The 20,050-nt window shown below is 37.1% G+C and carries 17 protein-coding genes; 10 read left to right on the top strand and 7 right to left on the bottom strand.

The genetic code is table 11. The features are described 5' to 3' along the window. Window positions 1-3 precede the first annotated feature (3 nt). Entirely contained in the window at window positions 4-2,064 is a 2,061-nt protein-coding gene (locus CDOMC_RS00805; protein WP_169975480.1) for a motility associated factor glycosyltransferase family protein, read from the top strand. A gap of 238 nt (window positions 2,065-2,302) precedes the next feature. On the opposite strand, the gene CDOMC_RS00800 is transcribed toward CDOMC_RS00805, so the two are convergent. Next, window positions 2,303-3,820 carry a flagellin B gene (locus CDOMC_RS00800; protein ID WP_169975478.1) on the bottom strand — a complete coding sequence of 506 codons (1,518 nt, stop codon included), beginning with the start codon at window positions 3,818-3,820 and terminating at the stop codon, window positions 2,303-2,305. A 157-nt stretch (window positions 3,821-3,977) separates the two neighbouring features. Here CDOMC_RS00800 and topA point away from each other — a divergent pair, with 157 nt between their 5' ends. The 6 genes from topA to CDOMC_RS00770 all read left to right on the top strand — a co-directional run bounded on the left by topA (window position 3,978) and on the right by CDOMC_RS00770 (window position 11,118). Continuing rightward, the gene (gene topA / locus CDOMC_RS00795; protein WP_172127091.1) at window positions 3,978-6,089 is read left to right on the top strand and encodes a type I DNA topoisomerase; all 2,112 of its coding nucleotides are present in this window, start codon (window positions 3,978-3,980) and stop codon (window positions 6,087-6,089) included. A gap of 56 nt (window positions 6,090-6,145) precedes the next feature. Further along, window positions 6,146-6,658, top strand: coding sequence for a YfcE family phosphodiesterase (locus CDOMC_RS00790; protein ID WP_172127089.1), 513 nt, complete (start codon window positions 6,146-6,148; stop codon window positions 6,656-6,658). A gap of 93 nt (window positions 6,659-6,751) precedes the next feature. After that, window positions 6,752-7,600, top strand: coding sequence for a biotin synthase (locus CDOMC_RS00785; protein ID WP_170000824.1), 849 nt, complete (start codon window positions 6,752-6,754; stop codon window positions 7,598-7,600). 135 nt (window positions 7,601-7,735) lie between these two features. Further along, the gene (locus tag CDOMC_RS00780) at window positions 7,736-8,908 is read left to right on the top strand and encodes a cation:proton antiporter (protein ID WP_172127087.1); all 1,173 of its coding nucleotides are present in this window, start codon (window positions 7,736-7,738) and stop codon (window positions 8,906-8,908) included. Window positions 8,909-8,923: 15 nt separating this feature from the next. Next, the gene (locus tag CDOMC_RS00775) at window positions 8,924-10,198 is read left to right on the top strand and encodes a citrate synthase (protein WP_172127085.1); all 1,275 of its coding nucleotides are present in this window, start codon (window positions 8,924-8,926) and stop codon (window positions 10,196-10,198) included. Window positions 10,199-10,260: 62 nt separating this feature from the next. Beyond that, window positions 10,261-11,118 carry a 3'(2'),5'-bisphosphate nucleotidase CysQ family protein gene (locus CDOMC_RS00770; protein ID WP_172127073.1) on the top strand — a complete coding sequence of 286 codons (858 nt, stop codon included), beginning with the start codon at window positions 10,261-10,263 and terminating at the stop codon, window positions 11,116-11,118. A gap of 25 nt (window positions 11,119-11,143) precedes the next feature. On the opposite strand, the gene tsaD is transcribed toward CDOMC_RS00770, so the two are convergent. The 6 genes from tsaD to CDOMC_RS00740 are packed head-to-tail and all read right to left on the bottom strand — an operon-like array spanning window position 11,144 to window position 16,934. Then, a complete protein-coding gene (tsaD, locus tag CDOMC_RS00765) occupies window positions 11,144-12,145 on the bottom strand; it encodes a tRNA (adenosine(37)-N6)-threonylcarbamoyltransferase complex transferase subunit TsaD (protein WP_172127071.1) in 1,002 nt (333 codons plus the stop codon). A 2-nt stretch (window positions 12,146-12,147) separates the two neighbouring features. Then, window positions 12,148-13,392, bottom strand: a complete 1,245-nt coding sequence (locus CDOMC_RS00760) for a uracil-xanthine permease family protein (protein WP_172127069.1) — start codon at window positions 13,390-13,392, stop codon at window positions 12,148-12,150. After that, a complete protein-coding gene (gene dxr / locus CDOMC_RS00755) occupies window positions 13,393-14,511 on the bottom strand; it encodes a 1-deoxy-D-xylulose-5-phosphate reductoisomerase (RefSeq protein ID WP_172127067.1) in 1,119 nt (372 codons plus the stop codon). It lies immediately after the preceding gene. After that, window positions 14,505-15,236: a phosphatidate cytidylyltransferase gene (locus CDOMC_RS00750; protein ID WP_172127065.1), complete on the bottom strand. Its 732-nt coding sequence runs from the start codon at window positions 15,234-15,236 to the stop codon at window positions 14,505-14,507. Before CDOMC_RS00750 ends, dxr begins: the two co-directional genes overlap by 7 nt. A 37-nt stretch (window positions 15,237-15,273) precedes the next feature. Continuing rightward, window positions 15,274-15,606, bottom strand: coding sequence for a hypothetical protein (locus tag CDOMC_RS00745; protein ID WP_172127063.1), 333 nt, complete (start codon window positions 15,604-15,606; stop codon window positions 15,274-15,276). A gap of 11 nt (window positions 15,607-15,617) precedes the next feature. Beyond that, entirely contained in the window at window positions 15,618-16,934 is a 1,317-nt protein-coding gene (locus CDOMC_RS00740) for an NFACT RNA binding domain-containing protein (RefSeq protein WP_172127061.1), read from the bottom strand. 122 nt (window positions 16,935-17,056) lie between these two features. Here CDOMC_RS00740 and leuC point away from each other — a divergent pair, with 122 nt between their 5' ends. From leuC to CDOMC_RS00725, 3 genes are all read left to right on the top strand, one after another. Next, complete coding sequence (leuC, locus tag CDOMC_RS00735; protein WP_172127059.1) at window positions 17,057-18,322, top strand: 3-isopropylmalate dehydratase large subunit; 1,266 nt, start codon at window positions 17,057-17,059, stop codon at window positions 18,320-18,322. Between the two features lie 135 nt (window positions 18,323-18,457). Beyond that, the gene (locus tag CDOMC_RS00730; protein ID WP_169975449.1) at window positions 18,458-19,018 is read left to right on the top strand and encodes a molybdenum cofactor guanylyltransferase; all 561 of its coding nucleotides are present in this window, start codon (window positions 18,458-18,460) and stop codon (window positions 19,016-19,018) included. After that, window positions 19,015-20,013: a phospholipase A gene (locus CDOMC_RS00725; protein ID WP_169975447.1), complete on the top strand. Its 999-nt coding sequence runs from the start codon at window positions 19,015-19,017 to the stop codon at window positions 20,011-20,013. Before CDOMC_RS00730 ends, CDOMC_RS00725 begins: the two co-directional genes overlap by 4 nt. The last annotated feature ends 37 nt before the right edge of the window (window positions 20,014-20,050 follow it).

The following is a 20,050-nucleotide window of genomic DNA, read 5'->3' as shown; positions in this document are numbered from 1 at the left end:
AAAATGGCTAAAAAATTAGAGCAAGAACTAAATCTAAAAGACTTAAACGTAAAAAACAAATCCAAAAAAACAGACAAACAGAATATCTATCAAGAAAGTAGTAAAAATATACAAAATATTATATTTAAGAAAAACCTTCAAGCCTTATTTCAGCAAGATGAAATTTTAGCCGCTAAGCTTTTTGGAATGGACGACCAGGGAGATTATGAGGTATTTATAGGCAAAGACCCGATAGATATAAATATCATAAATAATAAAACTTTACGATATGTATACGAAAATCCAGTAAAAGACATAGAAAAAACATTAGATGAGATAGAAGATAAATACAAAAGATACCCAATTATGTATTTTTATGGACTCGGCAACAGCATATTATATAAAGCCCTTTTAACAAACGAAACTCATCAAAAAATAATAGTGGTAGAGCCAAGCATAGAAATAATATATATAGTTTTAAACTTAGTTGATCTGTCGAAAGAACTTGCTAGTGAAAGACTGGTTTTATTTTACTCAGAATTTACAACATACGCACAATTTTATTTCTTAGTATCAAAAAATGAATTTAAATCTTATGCCAAGATTTATAACTTACATATTCACACACCTTTTTACGATCAGTTTAGTGAAGATTATCAAAAGATAAACCAAGATTTTACTAGAGCTATATCTCAAATGGTAGTATCACACGGCAATAGTATTGATGATATGCTTCAAGGAATAGATCAGCATATAAAAAATTTACCGGCCATGATAACCAACTACGCTTATGCGGATTTAGTTAGAAAAAGACATAAGATTATGGACACTGCAATAATTGTAGCTACCGGCCCAAGTCTAGACAAGCAACTTTCTACACTGAAAAAATTTGCTCCTTACGTTAGTGTAATCAGCGTTGACGCTTCTTATCCTATACTTGCCAAGCATGGTATAAAACCAGATTATGTAACATCTATTGAAAGAGTTAAGGCCACATCAAGTTTCTTTAAAAAAAGATATGGTAAGTTTGATGAAAATATTCACTTTATCGTGGCATCACTTACACACGAACAAACAATTAAAAACATCTTGCCTTCTAGGAAACTAGTCCTTACTATGCGTCCACAGCAAAGCGAGCTAGTATTTGATATGAAAGATTATGGATATTTAGGTATCGGGCACAGTACGGCAAACCAAGCATATCAACTAGCTTATGCTTTGGGACATAAAAATATAGTATTAATAGGGCAAGATTTGGCGTTTTCTCCTGACGGTAAATCTCACGCTACAGGTCATGCTTTCACTCAACAAGACGAATCCTTATACACTACAGCTTACGGTGGAGAAGGCGAGGTAAAAACAACTTATGTATGGAAACTCTTTAAAAATCAATACGAAAAAGATATAGAGGATGCAGGCAAAGAAGAAATCACTACATATAACTGCACTGAAGGTGGAGCTAGAATAAACGGAAGTATAGAAAAGCCATTTTTAGAGACTATGCAAGAGCTTTGCAAAGATAAAAACCTCAAGAATTTACCAAATATAAATAAAGTAAGCCAAAAAAGAGCTGACAAAGATCTGCTAAAAGCTTATAAATTTATACAAAAAAAGATAGAAATACAGCAACTAGTCAAAGAAAAAGTTGAAAAAGTATTTTTAGAAGTAGTTCCAAAAATAGATGAGATAATAAACCTCAAGAATGAGAATAAAATCACAGAAAAACTCTTCACAAAAATTCTGAAAATTTCAAATAAAATAGATAAGGTTAAAGACTTTATGTCGTCGGCTAAATATAAAAAATATATAGAGACAATCGTCCAAATTTCCATCTACTATCAAGAGCTTGAATTTGCAAAGATTTCAGTTGCTAAAAGTGATACCGCATTAGAGAAGACAAAAAAACTGGCAAACTGGGTAGAGCATCATAAGTATTGGTTATTTTCAGTTGCAGGTGGACTAAATGCCGAAATTGAAACAACAAAAAATGCTTCAAAAAATCTAATAAAAGAATTAAAAGAACGTGGTCTTATAGATAAATCGGATTTAGGTCATAGTAAAGAAAAATTTAAATTTAGAAGATAATATAAATTTTAAGCCTAATTAATTAGGCTTAAAATTTTGAGTTTTAACAACTAAGCAACTTAACACATTTTGAGGAAGCCTTAAGCCTAAAAGCTTAAGGATGGATATTTTAGATTACTGAATAAATCCAGAACATTTTTCCAGCTTCGCAGGATTTTAATAAAATCCTGCTTCGCGTAGAAATTTTTTAATACTACTGAAGTAGTCTTAAAACATTTTCAAGGAAACTTATCTTAGATTACTGAAGCAATCTAAGAACGTTTTGTTGAACAGCGTTAGCTTGACTCATTGCATAACTTCCTGATTGGGCTAAAATGTTAAATTTAGAGAAGTTAGCTGATTCAGCTGCAAAATCAACATCTCTTATTTGAGACTCTGCTGATTTTACGTTTACCTGAGTAACTGTTATGTTATTTACTGTTGCTATTAGCTGATTTTGAACAGAACCAAGGTCACTTCTAATAAAGTCAAGTGTGCGCTGAGCCGACTCCGCTATATCCATTACAGCCATAGCTCCTCTTAGCGTCATAACACCTGCTGCTTGATTAGATGTCATAACTCCGTTACTCATTCTTTGGAATCCCATAGCGGCAGCTATATTTTTATCTAGTTGCCCTCTTATATCTCTTAAAGATACTGATTGCTGATTTCCACCATGGCTAGCGCCTGTTTTACTAAATGCTGCAGATAGCGCAAGACCTGCTTTACCAGCACTTACTTTAATGTCGCGTCCGTCAAGGCGAACTAAATTTAAACGCCCTACAAACAAGCCGCTTGTTAAACCTCTCTTTCCTCCCAATCCTGCACTTATATTGCTACCAGAAATACGTATAGCACGTCCATCACGGCTAGTTAATACCATTCTTCCTTGAGTATCCACTGACGCTTCTACTCCTGTTTGATCTTTTAGGGCATTTATTGCATTTACAAGAGCTCCATTACTATCGCCTGCTTTAACTTCAAGATCGCCTATCTTTACACCGTTAATTGCAAAACTTTTAATTAGACCACCGCTTATAGCACCACTTGCTATCCAAGTAGTATCAAATGTAGCCCTAATACCTGTTTTATCTGAAACTTTATTGATATTTTCAGCCAGTGCACCTACTCCTGTTCCCATACTTGTAGATATTTTAGTGGTAGCTATCTTTACGTTATTGACACCATCCACATTAAGGAATGTAAGACTTACGATAGCACCCGCAAAAGCAGCGGTTAAAAGTTTAGAACTCTCAAATCTTGTTAGTCCTATCTTGTCTGATGTTGTAGCACCAATACTAGCCTTAACAACTTGGTTTGAGTAAGCACCGATTTGAAACTCTTTATTAGAGAATGTTCCGTTAAGTAGTTGCTGACCGTTAAATGAAGTCGTATTACCGATATTATCAAGTTCCTCCATAAGACGAACAATATCGGCTTGCAAAGCTTGGCGAGACTGGCGTGTTTGACCATCTTGAGCAGCTTGAGTAGCTTTAACCTTAATAGTTTCAAGAATTTTTAGCTGCTCATCCATAGCCTTATCTGCAACTTGGATAATACCGATAGCATCATTTCCGTTTGCTATAGCTTGACCTAGAGAACTTGCTTGCGCTCTAAGGCTATCTGCGATAGCAAGACCCGAAGCATCGTCTGCTGCTGTTTGGATTCTTAAGCCTGAGCTTAATCTACCAAGAGAGTTAGATAACATTCTATTGTTACCGACTGCGTTTGCATGTGTGTTAAGAGCGTTTACGTTAGTGTTAATACGAAAACTCATTTTAAATCCTTTTAATTTTTAGTTACGACATCTTGTCGCACAAAAACTATATCGTGCGTTTTTAAAAAAAGTTTATAGTGTTTGAGAGAAAAATTTAAATTTTATTTTTGTATATTTTTTTTGATACAATTACTTCAAAATTTTCAAAAGGTATATATTGATGAAAAACTTAATCATCGTAGAGTCGCCCGCCAAGGCAAAGACGATAAAAAATTTTTTAGGCAAAGACTACGATGTCATCGCTAGCAAAGGGCATATTAGAGATCTGCCAAAGACTACTTTTGGCATAAAAATAGATGATGAAAAATTTACACCAGAATATAAGGTAAGCGCAGATCATTCAAAAATAGTAAAAGAGATAAAAGAGCTTGCCAAGAGCGCCGATCAGGTCTATCTGGCTACCGATGAGGACAGAGAGGGAGAGGCGATAGCATATCATATCGCAATGGCAATAGGCAAAAAGCCAGAAAGCTTGCCTAGAATAGTCTTTCACGAGATAACAAAGAGCGCTATCGATGCTGCGCTTAAAAATCCTCGCACAATAAATATGGATAGCGTAAATGCCCAGCAAGCTCGTCGTCTACTTGATCGCATAGTAGGCTATAAACTATCTCCGCTTTTAAATCTAAAGATACAAAAGGGCCTAAGTGCAGGCAGAGTTCAAAGCGCGGCTTTAAAAATCATAGTTGATCGCGAGCGTGAAATTCAGGCGTTTAAACCTATAGAATACTATACGATTGATACGAAATTTAAAAAAGATTTAGAAGCCGAGCTAATAAAATTTGAAACTCAAAAGATAGAAAAACTAACAATAACCAATCCAGATAGAGCAAAATACATAGTAGAAATTTTAAAAAACGACAAATTTAAAATTCGCGAAATCGAAAGCAAAGAGCGCAAAACCGAGCCAAGCCCGCCATTTATGACCTCAACACTTCAGCAAAGCGCAAGTAATCGCCTTGGCTTTAGCCCTAAAAAAACCATGATGATAGCTCAAAATTTATACGAGGGCGTAGAGACTCACGAAGGCTTTATGGGTGCGATTACTTACATGAGAACAGACAGCTTAAATCTCGCAAAAGAAGCCGTTGAAGCCGCACGCGAGATCATCAAAAGCGAATACGGAGAGAAATACCTGCCAAGCAAGGCTAAAATTTATACAACCAAAAGCAAAGGAGCTCAAGAGGCTCACGAGGCGATACGCCCTACAAATTTAAGCTTTACGCCTGAGATAGCAGCTAAATTTTTAGAAAAAGATGCGCTTAAGCTTTATACTCTAATATATAACCGCTTTTTGGCATGTCAAATGAGCGCAAGTGTTAGCCAAACACAAAATGTCTTTGTAGAAGGAAGCAAAGGCGAATTTAAAATAAGCGGACGAAAGGTGCTATTTGACGGATTTTATAAAGCTTATGGCGACATGGACAAGGATAAAATTTTGCCAAATTTAAATATCGGCGATGAAATGAGCTTGCAAAGTATATCAAGCAGCCAGCACTTTACCGAGCCGCCAAGCCGCTACTCTGAAGCCGGACTTGTCAAAAAGCTTGAAAGCCTTGGAATCGGACGCCCAAGCACCTATGCGCCGACAATTTCGTTGCTAACATCAAGAGATTATGTAAAAATCGAGAAAAAACAACTAATACCAAATGAAATCGCATTTACTATGATGGGCGTGCTTGAAGAGCACTTTAGCGATATAGTAGATAGCGAATTTACCTCGGTTATGGAAGAAAAACTTGATAAGGTAGCAGAGAGTCAATTTGATTGGCAAAAGCTTTTAAGCGAATTTTACTATCCGTTTATGGAAAAAATTTCAGCAGGAAAAACCAGAATAAAGAGCCAAAAAGTAGCAACCCCAATCGGAGAAAAATGCCCTGAATGCGGTGGCGAGCTACTTATGAGAAAGGGAAGGTTTGGCGAGTTCATAGCATGTGGAAATTTCCCAAAATGCAAATATTCGCGCAACATTATAAACGAAAAAGAGGACTTGGGCGCACAGAGCCAAGATACGCCAAAGCCAAAAAAAGAGCTAAAAAAGATAGATGTGCCATGTCCAAAATGCGGAGGCGATATCGTAGAGAGAATAAGCAGGCGAGGGAAATTTTATGGATGCTCTAACTATCCTAAATGCAATTTCGTCTCAAACTACGAACCGGTAGCCGATAAATGCGTTGAGTGTGGCGGAGATATGATCAAAAAAGAGCTAAAAAAAGGAACATTTCACGAGTGCACTAAGTGTAAGCAAAAGGTGCAGATAGAGGGCTAACTCCATTCTATCCACCTTTAAAACGTTTTAGCTAAAGCTATTAACAAGGGGATAAAATGGTAAAAATAGGTCTAATAAGCGATACTCATTTTAGATCGGAAATCGCACGTGAAGCGATTGAGATATTAAAAGAAAGCGAAGCAAATTTGATCCTTCATGCCGGAGATATCGTTGAGCTTGAGACGCTAAAGGATCTAAAAAACTCAAATTTGCCTTATGCAGCGGTTTTGGGTAACAACGACTACCATTTGGCTAAATTTAAAGAGGAATTCGAACTATTTAACGAACCTCATATATTTAAATTTGAAAATCTAACAATCAAGCTCATGCACCATCCTAAATTTCTATCTGCAAATGCCGATATAATCGTCTTTGGGCACACTCATAGTTTTACGGCGGTATTAAACAATGATTCTCTTTTCATAAATCCGGGCGAGATTTGCGGACGTAAATATGGGAATTTCACTTTTGCCCTACTTTGCTGTCAAGATAAAAATTTCCAAGTTTTTAAATTTATAAAAACTCCTCAAGATGAAAAATTTAATGAGGTTGAAGTAAATTTGGGCTAAAGTTATATCTTCAATTCAAAGCCGGTTTAAATTTGATTTTGTATAATTGCTGGCTATTTTAAACTAAAATCCCTTATTTACGAGGAATAAAATATGAAAACAATAATGTTATGCGCTATTTGCTCCGTTAGCTCTGGAAACTGTTCAGAGGATTGCGGCTACTGCACGCAAAGTGCTAAAATAAAAACCGACATAGAAATTTACTCATTAAAATCTACGGAGCAGGTAGTCGCCGAGGCAAAAATGGCCGCCAAAAATCATGCGTTAGGATTTTGTCTGGTCACATCAGGCAGAGGACTTGGCAAGCTTGAAGGAAAAAAGGTCGAATTTATAGCTCGCACGGCAAGACAAATTAAAAAAGAGATTCCAGGACTAATGATTATAGCTTGCAACGGAGAAGCTAGCTACGAGGCGTTAAAAGAGATAAAAGATGCAGGAGTTTTTAGCTACAACCACAACTTAGAAACATCTCGCGAATTTTTTCCTAAAATTTGCACGACTCACAGCTGGGATGATAGATTTCAAACAAATTTAAATGCAAAAAGAGCCGGTCTTATGCTTTGCACGGGCGGAATTTACGGACTTGGAGAGAGTAACGAGGATAGAATTAGCTTTAGAAACAGCCTAAAAGAGCTTGAGCCATTTTCAAGCCCTATAAATTTCTTTATCCCACACCCCGCCCTACCAATAAAGCAACCTATGCTAAGCGTGCAAGAAGCCTTAAAAATAGTACGAGATACCAAAGAAGCTCTGCCTAATACTCGCATAATGATAGCTGGCGGAAGGGAGAAAATTTTAGGTGATAGACAATACGAGGTCTTTGATCATGGTGCTGAGGCTTTAGTCATAGGAGACTATCTAACAACTAAGGGTGAAATAGCAAGTCGCGACATAGAAGAGCTTAAAAAAAGAGGGTTTGAATTCGCCTCAATCTGCCACTGAAATTTCTTTCAATAAGTCAAAAGCCGAACTTAAAACCATCAAATTTAAGTTCGGCCTATTAATAAAAACATAACCGACCTTAAGATATAATTTTTGTTTTTTAAGCTTAATATTTAAATACAAGGTGATTTGGTTTTGCAAACAGACGGAGCAAGCGGACTTAGCATACTTATTGTTTTAGCATTTATCATATTTACATCACCATATTTTTCAAAAATTCTAAGAATTCCAATCGCTCCTATTGAGATTATTTTAGGCTCTATAGCAGGTTATCTAGGACTAATAGGATATAACGACATCTTTCATATAGTTAGTGAGGTAGGATTTTTTTATCTTATGTTTCTTGCGGGCACAGAAGTCGATCTTAGGCTCTTTTTTACTATCGACAAAAAAATTTTAAAAGCCGGAATTGTCTATATTTTGATATTATATCTGCTCTCGGCACTTCTTACCTTTGGATTTGATTTAAACAGATTGTTTATTTTAATTATCCCTATTATGGCAGTCGGCATGATATTTACACTCTTTAAAGAGTACGGCAGAGAAGAAGAGTGGCTAAATATAGGCATGCTAATAGCCTCCATAGGAGAGGTTATTAGCATCATCTTGCTTACATTTGTGGGTGCTTATATGAAATTTGGAGCAGGTAGTGAGCTACTATTTTCTATCATATATTTAGTAGGATTTTTAATATTTAGTATGATAGGATTTAAAATTTTAAATGTTCTATTCTGGTGGTATCCTCAACTTAAAGTGATCTTAATGCCGTATTACGATAACTCAGAAAGAGATATTAGGCTCTGTATGGCACTATTTTTCAGCATAATCGCTTTGATGCTCTATCTAAATTTAGAGATAGCGTTTGGCGCATTTGTCGCAGGAACCTTTATCGCATCGTTTTTTGATCACAAAAAAGACCTGCCTCACAAGCTTGCGAGCTTTGGTTTTGGCTTTTTAGTACCTACATTCTTCGTATACATCGGATCTACGTTTAAATTAAATGCCTTTATGATAGATGGAGTGGTAAAAGATGCGGCTTTGATAGTGGGAGTAATGATAGGATTTAGGATCATTTCTAGCTTTGTATTTTTAAATATCTTAGGCTTTAAACAAATGATACTTTATGCACTATCTCACTCTATGCCGCTAACTCTTCTTATAGCCGTTGCTACTATAGCGCACAAGTCAAACAATATCAGCGAAAATTTTTATTTCTCTTTCATACTAGCAAGCCTAACTCAGGCTATAATAGTCACCATAGGTATAAAAATTATTATGGGTTATAAAAATAAAAGTTTAAAAACGTAAACCAAAGGAGCCAAGATGTCAAATACAGTCACACTTACCGACAACAGAAACGGCAAGAGTTACGAATTTCCGATTTTACAAGGCACAATGGGGCCAGATGTCATTGATATATCGACATTTTTTACAGATACGGGCATGTTTACTTTTGACCGCGGATACACCTCAACCGCGATGTGTCGCTCATCTATCACCTACATAGATGGACTTAAAGGCGAGCTTATGCACCGCGGATACGATATAGCATATCTTGCCGAGAACAAGACATTTTTAGATGTTGCTTACTTGCTTTTAAATAAAGAGCTTCCAAACGAAAAAGAGTATGACGACTTTAGGCTTGAGCTTAAAAAGCGCTCGTTTATACACGAAGGCATGCTTAAAATTTTTGACGCTTTTCCTAGCAAGGCTCACCCTATGGCGATCTTGCAAGCTAGCGTTTCTGCGCTTAGTGCGTTTTATTTTGACCATCTTAACATGGATAAACCAGAAGAATACCACGAAATGGCTATGCGCATAATCGCCAAAATCCCTACCATAGCGGCATTTAGCTACCGCTACTCTCGCGGACTTCCGATCATTTATCCAAATTTAGACCGCGGCTTTACGGAAAATTTCCTCTACATGATGAGAAGCTATCCATATGAGCATGTGGATCTAAAACCTATCGAAGTAAAGGCGCTTGATACTGTATTTATGCTGCATGCCGATCACGAGCAAAACGCTTCAACCACGACCGTTCGCACGGTTGGCTCAACTCACGCCCACCCTTACGCTTGCATATCAGCAGGTATCGGAGCGCTTTGGGGCTGGGCGCACGGCGGAGCAAACGAAGGCGTCATACGCCAGCTTGAGGAGATAGGCTCGGTCGCAAACGTAGAAAAATACATCGCTCGCGCAAAAGACAAAAACGATCCGTTTAGACTCATGGGCTTTGGTCACCGCGTCTATAAAAATTTCGACCCGCGCGCAAGAGTGCTTAAAAAGATGTGCGATCAGCTGTTTGATGAGATCGGTATCAATACCGAGCTTTTAAAAATCGCCAAAAAGATCGAAGAGATCGCGCTTCAAGATGATTATTTCATCTCGCGCAATCTTTATCCGAACGTGGATTTTTACTCAGGTCTTATCCTAAAAGCGCTATCGATTCCAAATGACATGTTTGCCGTTATCTTTGTGATCGGGCGCACACCGGGCTGGATAAGCCAGTGGATAGAGCTAAAAGAGCAAGATACGATTAAGATCGTTCGTCCTAGACAGCTTTATGTAGGTCAAAAAGATAGAACACCTAGATAAAATGCATAAATTTGGTGGCTATGCCATATTTAGCCACCAAAAAATAAAAAATTAAGAGCAAAATGAAAGATTTAAATTTTTTACTTGAGTTAGCCAAAAGTGCCGCCTTTGAGGGTGGAAAAGAGATTTTGAAATTTTATCAAAGTAGCGAAATTTTAATGCCTATTAGCAAAAAAGATGAGGCGCGCGCTTACGAAATTTACATAAAGCCGGACAAATCGCCTGTAACCCAAGCGGACTTAGCCTCAAACGATAAAATTTTTGAAATTTTAAGCAAAAGCGGCTTACCGATCTGCTCGGAAGAGAAAATTTTAGATGAAAATGCAAGCGAATTTTGGCTTATTGATCCGCTTGACGGCACAAATGATTTTATAAGCGGAATTGGCGAATTTTGCGTATGTATCGCACTTATTCAAAACTATCGCCCTATTCTTGGAGTGATTTACGTGCCTATCTCAAATGAAATTTATTTTGCAGCAAAAGATCTTGGCACTCACTATGAAAAACTTGAAAATTTTAGCCCTATTCAAGATAACATCGTTTCATTTTCAAAGCAAAATTTGGCAAACAAAACCCAAAAACGAATAGCCATAAGCAGATACGGCAAAAATCAAATCCCGCTTCTACTTAGCCAAAAGCTAAATTTAGAACCTCTTCGCTTAAGCTCGGCTATCAAATTTTGCAAAATCGCTGAGGGCACGGCTGAAATTTACGCTAGATTTAGCCCAAGTTCTATCTGGGATAATGCAGCAGGCGAAGTTATAGCTAGCGAAGCGGGCGCAGTGATTATAGATCTAAAAACGCAAAATCCACCGCTTTATCAAACCTCAAATTTAAAAAGCAATGAATTTGTAGTCATTTCAAAAGAGTTTTTAGACAAAAAAGATGAGATTTTAGCTTTTATAAAAAAGCAAATTTAACCAAACCAAAAGCCGTGCGAGTTTATTAAGCCTCATCAAATTTAACACGCGGATTTATCTTTAGATCGTTAAATTTCACAAACTCTTTTTTCAGGTATTTTTCACGCCCTGCTCTAGCTATCATGGCAGCATTATCCGAGCAAAATTTAAGAGGAGTTAGTAAAAGCTCACACTCAAATTTAGCACATAGTTTTTCAATTCGCGAGCGTAAATTTAAATTTGCGCTCGCTCCGCCAACCACTCCAAAACGCTTAAATTTGCGCTCATTAAAGACCTTTTCAAGCTTGTTCATAATGTGCTTACAAGCCGCATTTTCAAATGCAAAGCAGATATCACTAATGTCTTGTTCGCTTAAATTTCCGCCCTCTTTTAGTCTCTCTATCTCGACTCTAACCTGATTTTTAAGTCCAGAAAAACTATAAGCCAGTCTGCTATCATTCATGAGTGGCACCGTAAATTTAAACCTATCATGCCCCTTTTTAGCCGCCTTTTCGACCTCTACACCGCCCGGATAGCCAAGATCAAGCATCTTGGCAACCTTATCAAAGCTCTCACCAAAGCTATCATCCATAGTAGAAGCTATAAGCCTTATCTCGCCCCTTTCATCAACGTTAAGTATCATCGTATGCCCGCCGCTAACAAGCATAACTCCGAGCGGAAATCTCGCCTCGCTTTCTAAAAATAGCGAATAGATATGGCCGATCAAGTGGTTTACACCGATAAGCGGCACATTTAGCCCCACGCTTAGCGCCTTTGCCATGCTAACCCCGCCTACTAAGCTTACGGTAAGACCAGGCTCGTTTGTCACGGCAACGGCTTTAATATCATTAAAATTTGGCTTTATTTCCTCAATGAGTCTTGGCAAAGCCGCAGTATGAAGCCTTGCTGCAAGCTCAGGCACCACACCGCCAAATTTAGAGTGCTCCTCGTCTTGAGAAATTTTTTTATGGTATATGAGTTTTAAATTTTTAATATCAAGTAGAGCCACCGAACTATCGTCGCAACTACTCTCAATGCCCAAAATCACCGCTAAAATCCTTCATAATGTTTGGTTTTAGGCAGCACCAAATTTAGCACTATGCCAACTACAGCACCAAGGCCAACACCAGAAAAGCTAACCAGCCCGAAGTCAAGCAGCATTCCGCCGATAGCGCAAACAAAAATAAGCGCTACGATAATCATATTTCTTAGCTCCGCCAAATCGACATTATGCTTGATAAGCGTCTCAATACCCACAGAAGCGATGATACCAAAAAGTAGTAGCATAATACCACCTACAACAGGAGTCGGGATAGTGGCAAGCACTGCGCCAAGTTTGCCTACAAAGGCAAGCAGTATTGCAGTAATCGCAGCAAATGTCATAATAGCCGGGTTGTAAGCTTTAGTGATGCTAACAGCTCCAGTAACTTCAGAGTAGGTAGTGTTCGGAGGTCCGCCAAAACAAGCTGCAAGACTAGTGGCAAGCCCATCTCCAAGAAGAGTGTTTTTAAGACCAGGGTTTTCTAAGAAATTTTCTTTAGTAACATTACTGATAGCAAGCATATCTCCTATGTGCTCGATAGCAGGCGCAATAGCGATAGGAATCATATAAATAATAGGCTCAAATTCAAACGTAGGTGCGGTGAAATTTGGCATTCTAAACCAAGCGGATTCAAAAATCGGAGTAAAATTTACCATGCCCATAAAAAAAGATACGATATATCCCACGACAATTCCAAATAAAATCGGAATCAATCTAAACATCCCTTTGGCAAACATCATCACGCAAATAGTCGCAATCAATGATATAAACGCTACTGTCATAGCCTCATTTTGAGTATACATAGCCTCATTTCCCTTGCCCATAGCCATATTAACAGCCGCAGGCGATAGAATAAGTCCTATAGTCACAATCACTGGCCCAACGACTACAGGAGGAAGCAGTTTATGCAAAAAAGACTCCCCTCTAAATCTAACCAAAAGACTTAAAATCACATAGAAAAATCCTGCGAACACTATGCCGCCCATGGTGGCAGGAATCCCCCATTTTTCGATACTAAAAGTAATGGGAGCAATAAAAGCGAAACTAGAAGCCAAAAAGATCGGCGGCACATTTTTGCGTGTAACAAACTGAAAAAGCAAGGTTCCAATACCGGCAGTAAAAAGCGCTACAGAAGTATCAAGTCCCGTTAAAATCGGCACCAAAACGAGCGCGCCAAAAGCGACAAACAAAAACTGAACGCCTATTAGGCTGTCTTTTAGTCTAAATTTATATCCCTCATACCTATTTTCCATTTAATTCCTTTTGCTAAGCTCTTTTTGTGTCCAAATTTCAACCTCTCTATCAACTTCAAAAACATCATCTAAATTTGAAATTTTAATATCTTGAAATTTCTTAACGCTAGATAAAGTTATCCTTGAAATATCTAAAAATCCGCACTCGCCTTTTAAAAATTTATAGACACAACTCTCGTTGGCTCTATTTACAACTACACCTAAATCAGGGTTACTAAGAAGCTGCTCTTTAAGCGAGAAAATCGGATATTTTTTCAAATTTATCTTGTGAAATTTTATATTTTTGAGCTTTAATAAGTCTAAATTATCAGTAATTTTTGCATTAAATTTACTATTTTTTAAAGCATTGCCATCAACATCATTCAAAATAGCATGCGCTATGGCTAAGCTCATGTCCGTTTTTGAAAGGTGCGCGCTAGTTGAGCCGTCTTTAAACGCCACAAGTGCGTGTATCATCGACGTTGGTTCGATCAGCGCGTCTATCTTATCCGTGCCAAAGAGCCAAAAGGCTTCCAAAACCTCAAAGAGCTTATTTGCCATTGTGGCGCTATCTATCGTGATTTTAGCTCCCATGTCCCAGTTTGGGTGCTTCAGCGCGTCTTTTGCCTTTACATTTTTTAGCGCTTTTATAGGCGTTTTATAAAACGCTCCTCCGCTTGCGGTTATGATGAGCCTATCAATCGGAGTTTTGTTTTCAAGCAGAAATTTAAGCCCGAAGTGCTCGCTATCTATCGGATTTATCGCTTTTGTGTCTAAAAATTTACCGCCTACGACAAGACTTTCTTTATTTGCAAGGGCTAGTTTTTTGCCTAAATTTTGAATTTTAACACTCGGAGCAAGCCCTGCAAAGCCCACAAGAGAGTTTATCACAAGATCGGATTTGCAGGCTTCAAGCATATCTAAGATGCCTTTTTCTCCTACAAAAACTTGCTTATGTTTAACAAATTTAGCCAAATTTTCATCATTTATGCAGACAAATTTGGGATTAAATTTTAAAATTTGCTCGTTTAAAAGCTCGTAGTTTGAGTTGCAACTAAGCGCTTCAACTTCTATATTAAATTTAGCAGCCAAATTTAGGCTAGTCTTGCCTATGGAGCCGGTTGAGCCTAAGACTACCACGAAAGCATCCAAAGCATCGCAACTACGCCAAATAGATACCCGTCTATCCTATCAAGCATGCCTCCGTGACCAGGGAAGAGATCGCCGCTATCTTTAACGTCCGCTTTGCGTTTTAGATAGCTCTCAAAAAGATCGCCCCACACACCAAATGCTGCCACAAAAAGGCTTGTAAGCAGACTATGTAAAATATCTTCGGTAACAAAATATCCAAAACAAGTACCAAAAAAAGAACCCACAAATATTCCACCTGCCACACCTTCCCAAGTCTTATTTGGAGAGGTCGGGCTAAAGGCTCTTTTGCCATAAAATTTACCTACAAAGTATGCTCCGCTATCGCAGGCAACGACTGTTAAAATCATCCAGGCAAGATATGCGATGCCATATTCTGAATAGAGCATCCAGATAAGAAATATCGGTGTCATTGGGTATAAAAAAGGCAAGACTGATTTTAAACTCTCGCTTTTAAAATGAGCCAATACGCTAAGCACTAATAAAACACTCAAAATAGCTATAAATACCGGGTTTGAAAATGGGGTCAGAAGATAAAAAATCATAGCTATTATGACCAAAGTCTTTTCGCTTAGTCCATAAAGTTTTTCACTTTCTATAAATGAAAAGAATAAAACAATACCTAAAATTATGAAATTTAAAAGATAGCTATCTATGATAAAAATAGCCAAAACCGCCAGAAATAATGCAACTCCTGTGATTATACGTGTTTTCATGAATTTCCTTTAAATGGGAATTCTATAAAAAATTTGCTTATATTTTAATATCCAAGATAGGCTTTTTAATTTCATCTGCGATTATATCATCATCCTGAGCCTCTTTATCGCTTAATTTTTTTTGCTCCTCATCGTCAAAAACACTCTCTTCTTGATCGCTTTTAGATTTTTCATGCTGATGTTGCGGATCTATCTTGTATGTCTCCTCGGTCGGACGCACTTGCACAACTTCTTCGTTTTTTTCATCATTTAAAGTCATTGCAGCTAAATTTTGTAAATCGAAGCGATTTTGCACCTCAGCCTGTTTATTTGAGACGATATTCATATTTTGGTTTATAAAAATAGTATTTCCGATAGGCGTTACAGGCATTTTATCTCCTTTTACTCTTTTACTACTACTATCGTCTTAAAATCTGTATAGTTTACATTAGCGCCCTCATTCATCTTGACATTTGCCCTTTTTGTGTAATCCACTTCGTAATTTCCAGCTCCATTTACGCTAAATTCCACGCAAAGCTTAGCGGCAAATTTTAAAACTTCCTCACTGGGCGACATTTTTGCCGTTTTGATTATAACGTGAGCCGAGGCGATATCTTTTAAATGAAGCCAGATATCATCTTTTTTAGCATTTTTTAAAAGAGATATATTACCTTTCTCGTTTCTGCCCACCAGGATTTTATAATCACTTATAAAAAAGCTCTCGACTCCGTCGCTATTGTCATCTTTTTGCTTTGATTGAGTCTTTTTAGGATATAAAATTTCAAGTTCGCTTGATGTCTTTGCATTTTGTATCAAATTTAGTAAATTTTGATAAAAGCTCAACTTTTCCTCTAAATTTGCCCTCTCATTTATTATGCCGATTGATTTTTGTTTTAGTCTTTTTGATTTTGTAAAAAATAAATTTGCACTATTTTTTGGCGTATCGGGGATAGAAATTTTTAGACTTTGTCCGTCAAAATCAACTAAATTTAACTCTCTATCAAAGTCTTTTAAATTATGTAAATTTGCTAATATCAAGGTTGCGTTTTTACTCAAAATTTCACTTTGATTTGCTAGTTCATCAGGGCTTTCAAGAGCATCTATGCTCTCTTTTAAAGATTCTATTTTCTTTATAATTTGAGCCGATTTTATATCTTTTAAATTTGCTAAATTTTTACTGCTAAGCTTATCAAATTCATCCTTGAAAAACTGCTTAAAGTCACCTATTTTCTCGACATCTTTTTCCTTTATCTCTATTGGTTCAAGCTGGACTAAAACTTTGCCTGGCTTTACTTGCCTTAAACTATTTTCAATATGTCTTAAAGCCTCGATTATAACGCTATTTTCATCGGTTATTATCGCGTTTGTAAAACGTCCGGTAAATTCCAAAAAAAGACGATTTGTAACACTCTTATATGAGCCCTCCTGAACACAGACAAATTCTAAAATTCTATTGTTTTCAAGAGTTTTTACACTTAAAATTTTAGAGTTTGAAAATCTTTTTTTTAGAGCGATATCAAATGGGGCTTTGTATTCTTTTATAGCGATAAAATCCTCATTTGAGTAGATAGAAGAAGATGATTTGCTAAGGTCAAAAAATAGAGCAAATTTAGAATCAAACTGTATCAAAATAGCCATATCCAAAGCTCTTTTTATGCCTGTAATTTTTTTAAATTTAGCCAAATATGTTTCAATCTGTTTTAAATATGCGTATTTCATAGCCATCATTATACGAAAAATTAGCAAAATTTTGATAAAATCGGGCAAATTTTAAGTTGCGTAATAAACAATATATGCAATATCTTTAGCCAAATTTAAAGAGATTGCTTAAAAGGAATTTCATGAAACAAACCATCACTGAAAAAATTTTCTCAGATCACGTAGGACGTGAGGTATCAGCTGGAGAGATCATAGAGTCAAAGATCGATATGGTCATAGGTAACGACATAACAACACCGATTTCTATCAAACAATTCGAGAGAAGCGGTGCAAAAAAGCTGGCAAATCCAGATGGATTTTGTATCGTAATGGATCACTACATCCCTGCTAAAGATATTTTAAGCGCAAATCAGGCCAAAATTTCACGAGAATTTGCTTATAAACACGATCTAAAAAATTATTTTGACGAAAAAGATATGGGCATAGAGCACGCCCTGCTTCCAGAAAAAGGTCTTGTAGTGCCAGGAGATGTGATCATCGGAGCGGATTCTCACACCTGTACTCACGGTGCGCTTGGAGCATTTTCTACGGGCATGGGCTCTACCGATCTAGCCTACGCAATGATAACAGGCAAAAACTGGTTTAAAGTGCCGCCAACTATAAAAGTGATTTTTAAAGGCAAACTTGGCACACACGTTTACGGTAAAGACCTAATCCTTGAAATAATCCGCCGTATAGGCGTAGACGGAGCATTATACAAAGCTCTTGAATTTAGCGGAGAAGTTATAGATAACCTTGATATGGATGGGCGCTTTTCTATGTGCAATATGGCGATAGAGGCCGGTGGAAAGAGCGGAATAATAGCCGTAGATGAGACTACAAAGGAGTTTTTAAAAGACAAAACTCTACGTGCCGAGCCAAAATTTTTCCATTCCGATGACAGCGCAAAATATGAGCAAACAATAGAAATAGATGCCACAAATCTAGATCCCGTTATCGCATATCCATTTTTGCCAAGCAACGGCAAGAGCGTAAGAGAAGCTGTAAAAGACGATCTAGCAATAGATCAGGCATTTATCGGCTCTTGCACCAATGGTCGCTTAAGCGATCTTAGAATAGCTGCTGAAATTTTAAAAGGCAGAAAAGTAGCCAAAAGAACGAGGCTTATAATCACACCGGCAACACAAAAAATCGCTCTGCAAGCACAAAAAGAAGGCCTTATGGATATCTTCGTAGAAGCCGGAGCTGTCGTAAGTAATCCTACATGCGGAGCGTGTCTGGGCGGATATATGGGTATCTTGGGCGTTGGCGAAAGATGCGTAAGTACCACAAATAGAAATTTTGTCGGTAGAATGGGTGATAGAACCAGCGAAGTATATTTAGCCAATTCGGCTGTAGCAGCAGCTTCAGCAGTGGCAGGAAAGATAGCTGATCCAAGGGATTTATAACACACTATTTCGTGAGTAGATTTAAACTTTTAATAAATTTAAGCCTACTCACAAAAAACTTCCATACAAATTTTATTGATTTTTGAAATTTTGCTAGAATACCGATTAAAAATAGTCTGAAATTTAAGGAAAAAGATGAAAAATTGCGTTATTTTAGCAGGTGGCAAAAGCTCCAGAATGGGCAGAGATAAAACACTTTTGCCGTTTAAATGCTTTAACACACTTACGCACTTTCAAGTGGATAAATTTAGCCAAATTTTTAAAAACGTCTTTGTAAGCTCAAAATTTGATAAATTTGATCCGCCGTTAAGGCTTATCAAAGATAAGATAAGCGATGACTTTTCACCGATGCTGGCACTCTTTAGCATACTTTCTAATTTTAAAAACGAATATGTATTTATAATCCCTGCAGACATGCCATTTGTCAATGAAAACACCATAAAAGAGCTTTATAAATTTACAAATGAATTTGATATAGTAGTGCCTATGGATGACTATCATATACACTCTCTTTGCGGGTTTTTCAACTCAAATTTAGCCGATATCGCAAAAGAACTATACGAGCAAAAAGAGCATAAAATAGGGATTTTACAAAGCAAATGCAGATGCAAGAAATTAAAATTTCAAGACGAAAAAGAGTTTTTTAATATCAACTATCCAAACGAATATGAAGCGGCTACAGGAGAAAAAATATGAAATTTATCTATATATTGCTATTTTTGTGTATAAATTTAGTAGCAAACGGCGTTCAAGAGCTCTATGACAAGGCAGCTAATCTTGAAAAGCAAGGAGATATAAAAGGAGCTCTTGAGTACTATAAATTAGCTGCCAAATCAGCACTTGACAACAACAATACGGTTAAGTCAGAGCTTGGAGCAATAGCTCCCAACAATACAGTAGTCCAAATTCTGGAAAACAGCAAAGAGACAAATGATAAACACTTATGGGAGTCTTACGAGAGTGCAAAGCCTTACAACTTAGATGAAATTTTAGGTATAAAAATGCACCACTTAAACTATATTTTGCCTGCCTCAGTCGCTTTTAAAGACGTGGAGGGAAGGCGAAAATTTGAGACAAATTTCCAAATTAGTCTTCAAAAGCCAATACTTTATAACGTTTTTGATCTAAACGAAACCATCTCGTTTGGTTACTCTCAAGAATCGTGGTGGCAAACCGCAAAGAGCTCTACTCCGTTTCGCGAGACAAACTATAGACCGGAACTGTTTATAACTTTTCCTACAAAAATACCGTTTTTGCAAAGCCTAGACTATTTAAGATTTGGACTTTTGCACGAAAGCAACGGGCAAGGAGGTGAAAAATCAAGATCATGGAATAGGATTTATGCAGAGGCTAAATTCTATATCAATAACTTATTGATAATTCCTCGTGCATGGATTAGACTACCTGACCCTGACGGCGCGGACGATAATCCAGATATTGAAAAATACATAGGAAAAGCCGATGTGACACTTGCTTATCCATACAAAAGACATATGCTAACCGCAACGATAAGAAACAACTTACAATTTGATAGCACTAACAAGGGCTCTTTTGAGCTTGGATGGCTATTTCCGTTTGGGCAATCAGGAGTTTACGGATACGTAAAATACTTTAGCGGATATGGTGAGAGCCTTATAGACTACGATAGGCGTAGAGATAAGATAGGTATTGGTTTTGCTCTAGTGAAATAAAAAAGTAACTTATTTATCATCTGTTTTTAAATTTAAA

Source organism: Campylobacter sp. RM16192, assembly GCF_004803855.2.
GTDB lineage: Bacteria > Campylobacterota > Campylobacteria > Campylobacterales > Campylobacteraceae > Campylobacter_A.
The sequence above is the reverse complement of the archived record's forward strand: the minus strand, read 5'-3'. Positions and strand labels throughout refer to the sequence as shown.

Bases quoted from the DNA above. Each gene is read 5' to 3' on its own strand.
- CDOMC_RS00745 (WP_172127063.1), bottom strand. From the start codon at position 15,606: ATGCCTGTAACGCCTATCGGAAATACTATTTTTATAAACCAAAATATG.
- CDOMC_RS00730 (WP_169975449.1), top strand. From the start codon at position 18,458: ATGAAAAATTGCGTTATTTTAGCAGGTGGCAAAAGCTCCAGAATGGGC.
- CDOMC_RS00770 (WP_172127073.1), top strand. From the start codon at position 10,261: ATGAAAGATTTAAATTTTTTACTTGAGTTAGCCAAAAGTGCCGCCTTT.
- CDOMC_RS00775 (WP_172127085.1), top strand. From the start codon at position 8,924: ATGTCAAATACAGTCACACTTACCGACAACAGAAACGGCAAGAGTTAC.
- CDOMC_RS00725 (WP_169975447.1), top strand. From the start codon at position 19,015: ATGAAATTTATCTATATATTGCTATTTTTGTGTATAAATTTAGTAGCA.
- CDOMC_RS00785 (WP_170000824.1), top strand. From the start codon at position 6,752: ATGAAAACAATAATGTTATGCGCTATTTGCTCCGTTAGCTCTGGAAAC.
- CDOMC_RS00760 (WP_172127069.1), bottom strand. From the start codon at position 13,392: ATGGAAAATAGGTATGAGGGATATAAATTTAGACTAAAAGACAGCCTA.
- CDOMC_RS00750 (WP_172127065.1), bottom strand. From the start codon at position 15,236: ATGAAAACACGTATAATCACAGGAGTTGCATTATTTCTGGCGGTTTTG.
- leuC (WP_172127059.1), top strand. From the start codon at position 17,057: ATGAAACAAACCATCACTGAAAAAATTTTCTCAGATCACGTAGGACGT.
- CDOMC_RS00805 (WP_169975480.1), top strand. From the start codon at position 4: ATGGCTAAAAAATTAGAGCAAGAACTAAATCTAAAAGACTTAAACGTA.
- CDOMC_RS00740 (WP_172127061.1), bottom strand. From the start codon at position 16,934: ATGAAATACGCATATTTAAAACAGATTGAAACATATTTGGCTAAATTT.
- CDOMC_RS00790 (WP_172127089.1), top strand. From the start codon at position 6,146: ATGGTAAAAATAGGTCTAATAAGCGATACTCATTTTAGATCGGAAATC.
- CDOMC_RS00800 (WP_169975478.1), bottom strand. From the start codon at position 3,820: ATGAGTTTTCGTATTAACACTAACGTAAACGCTCTTAACACACATGCA.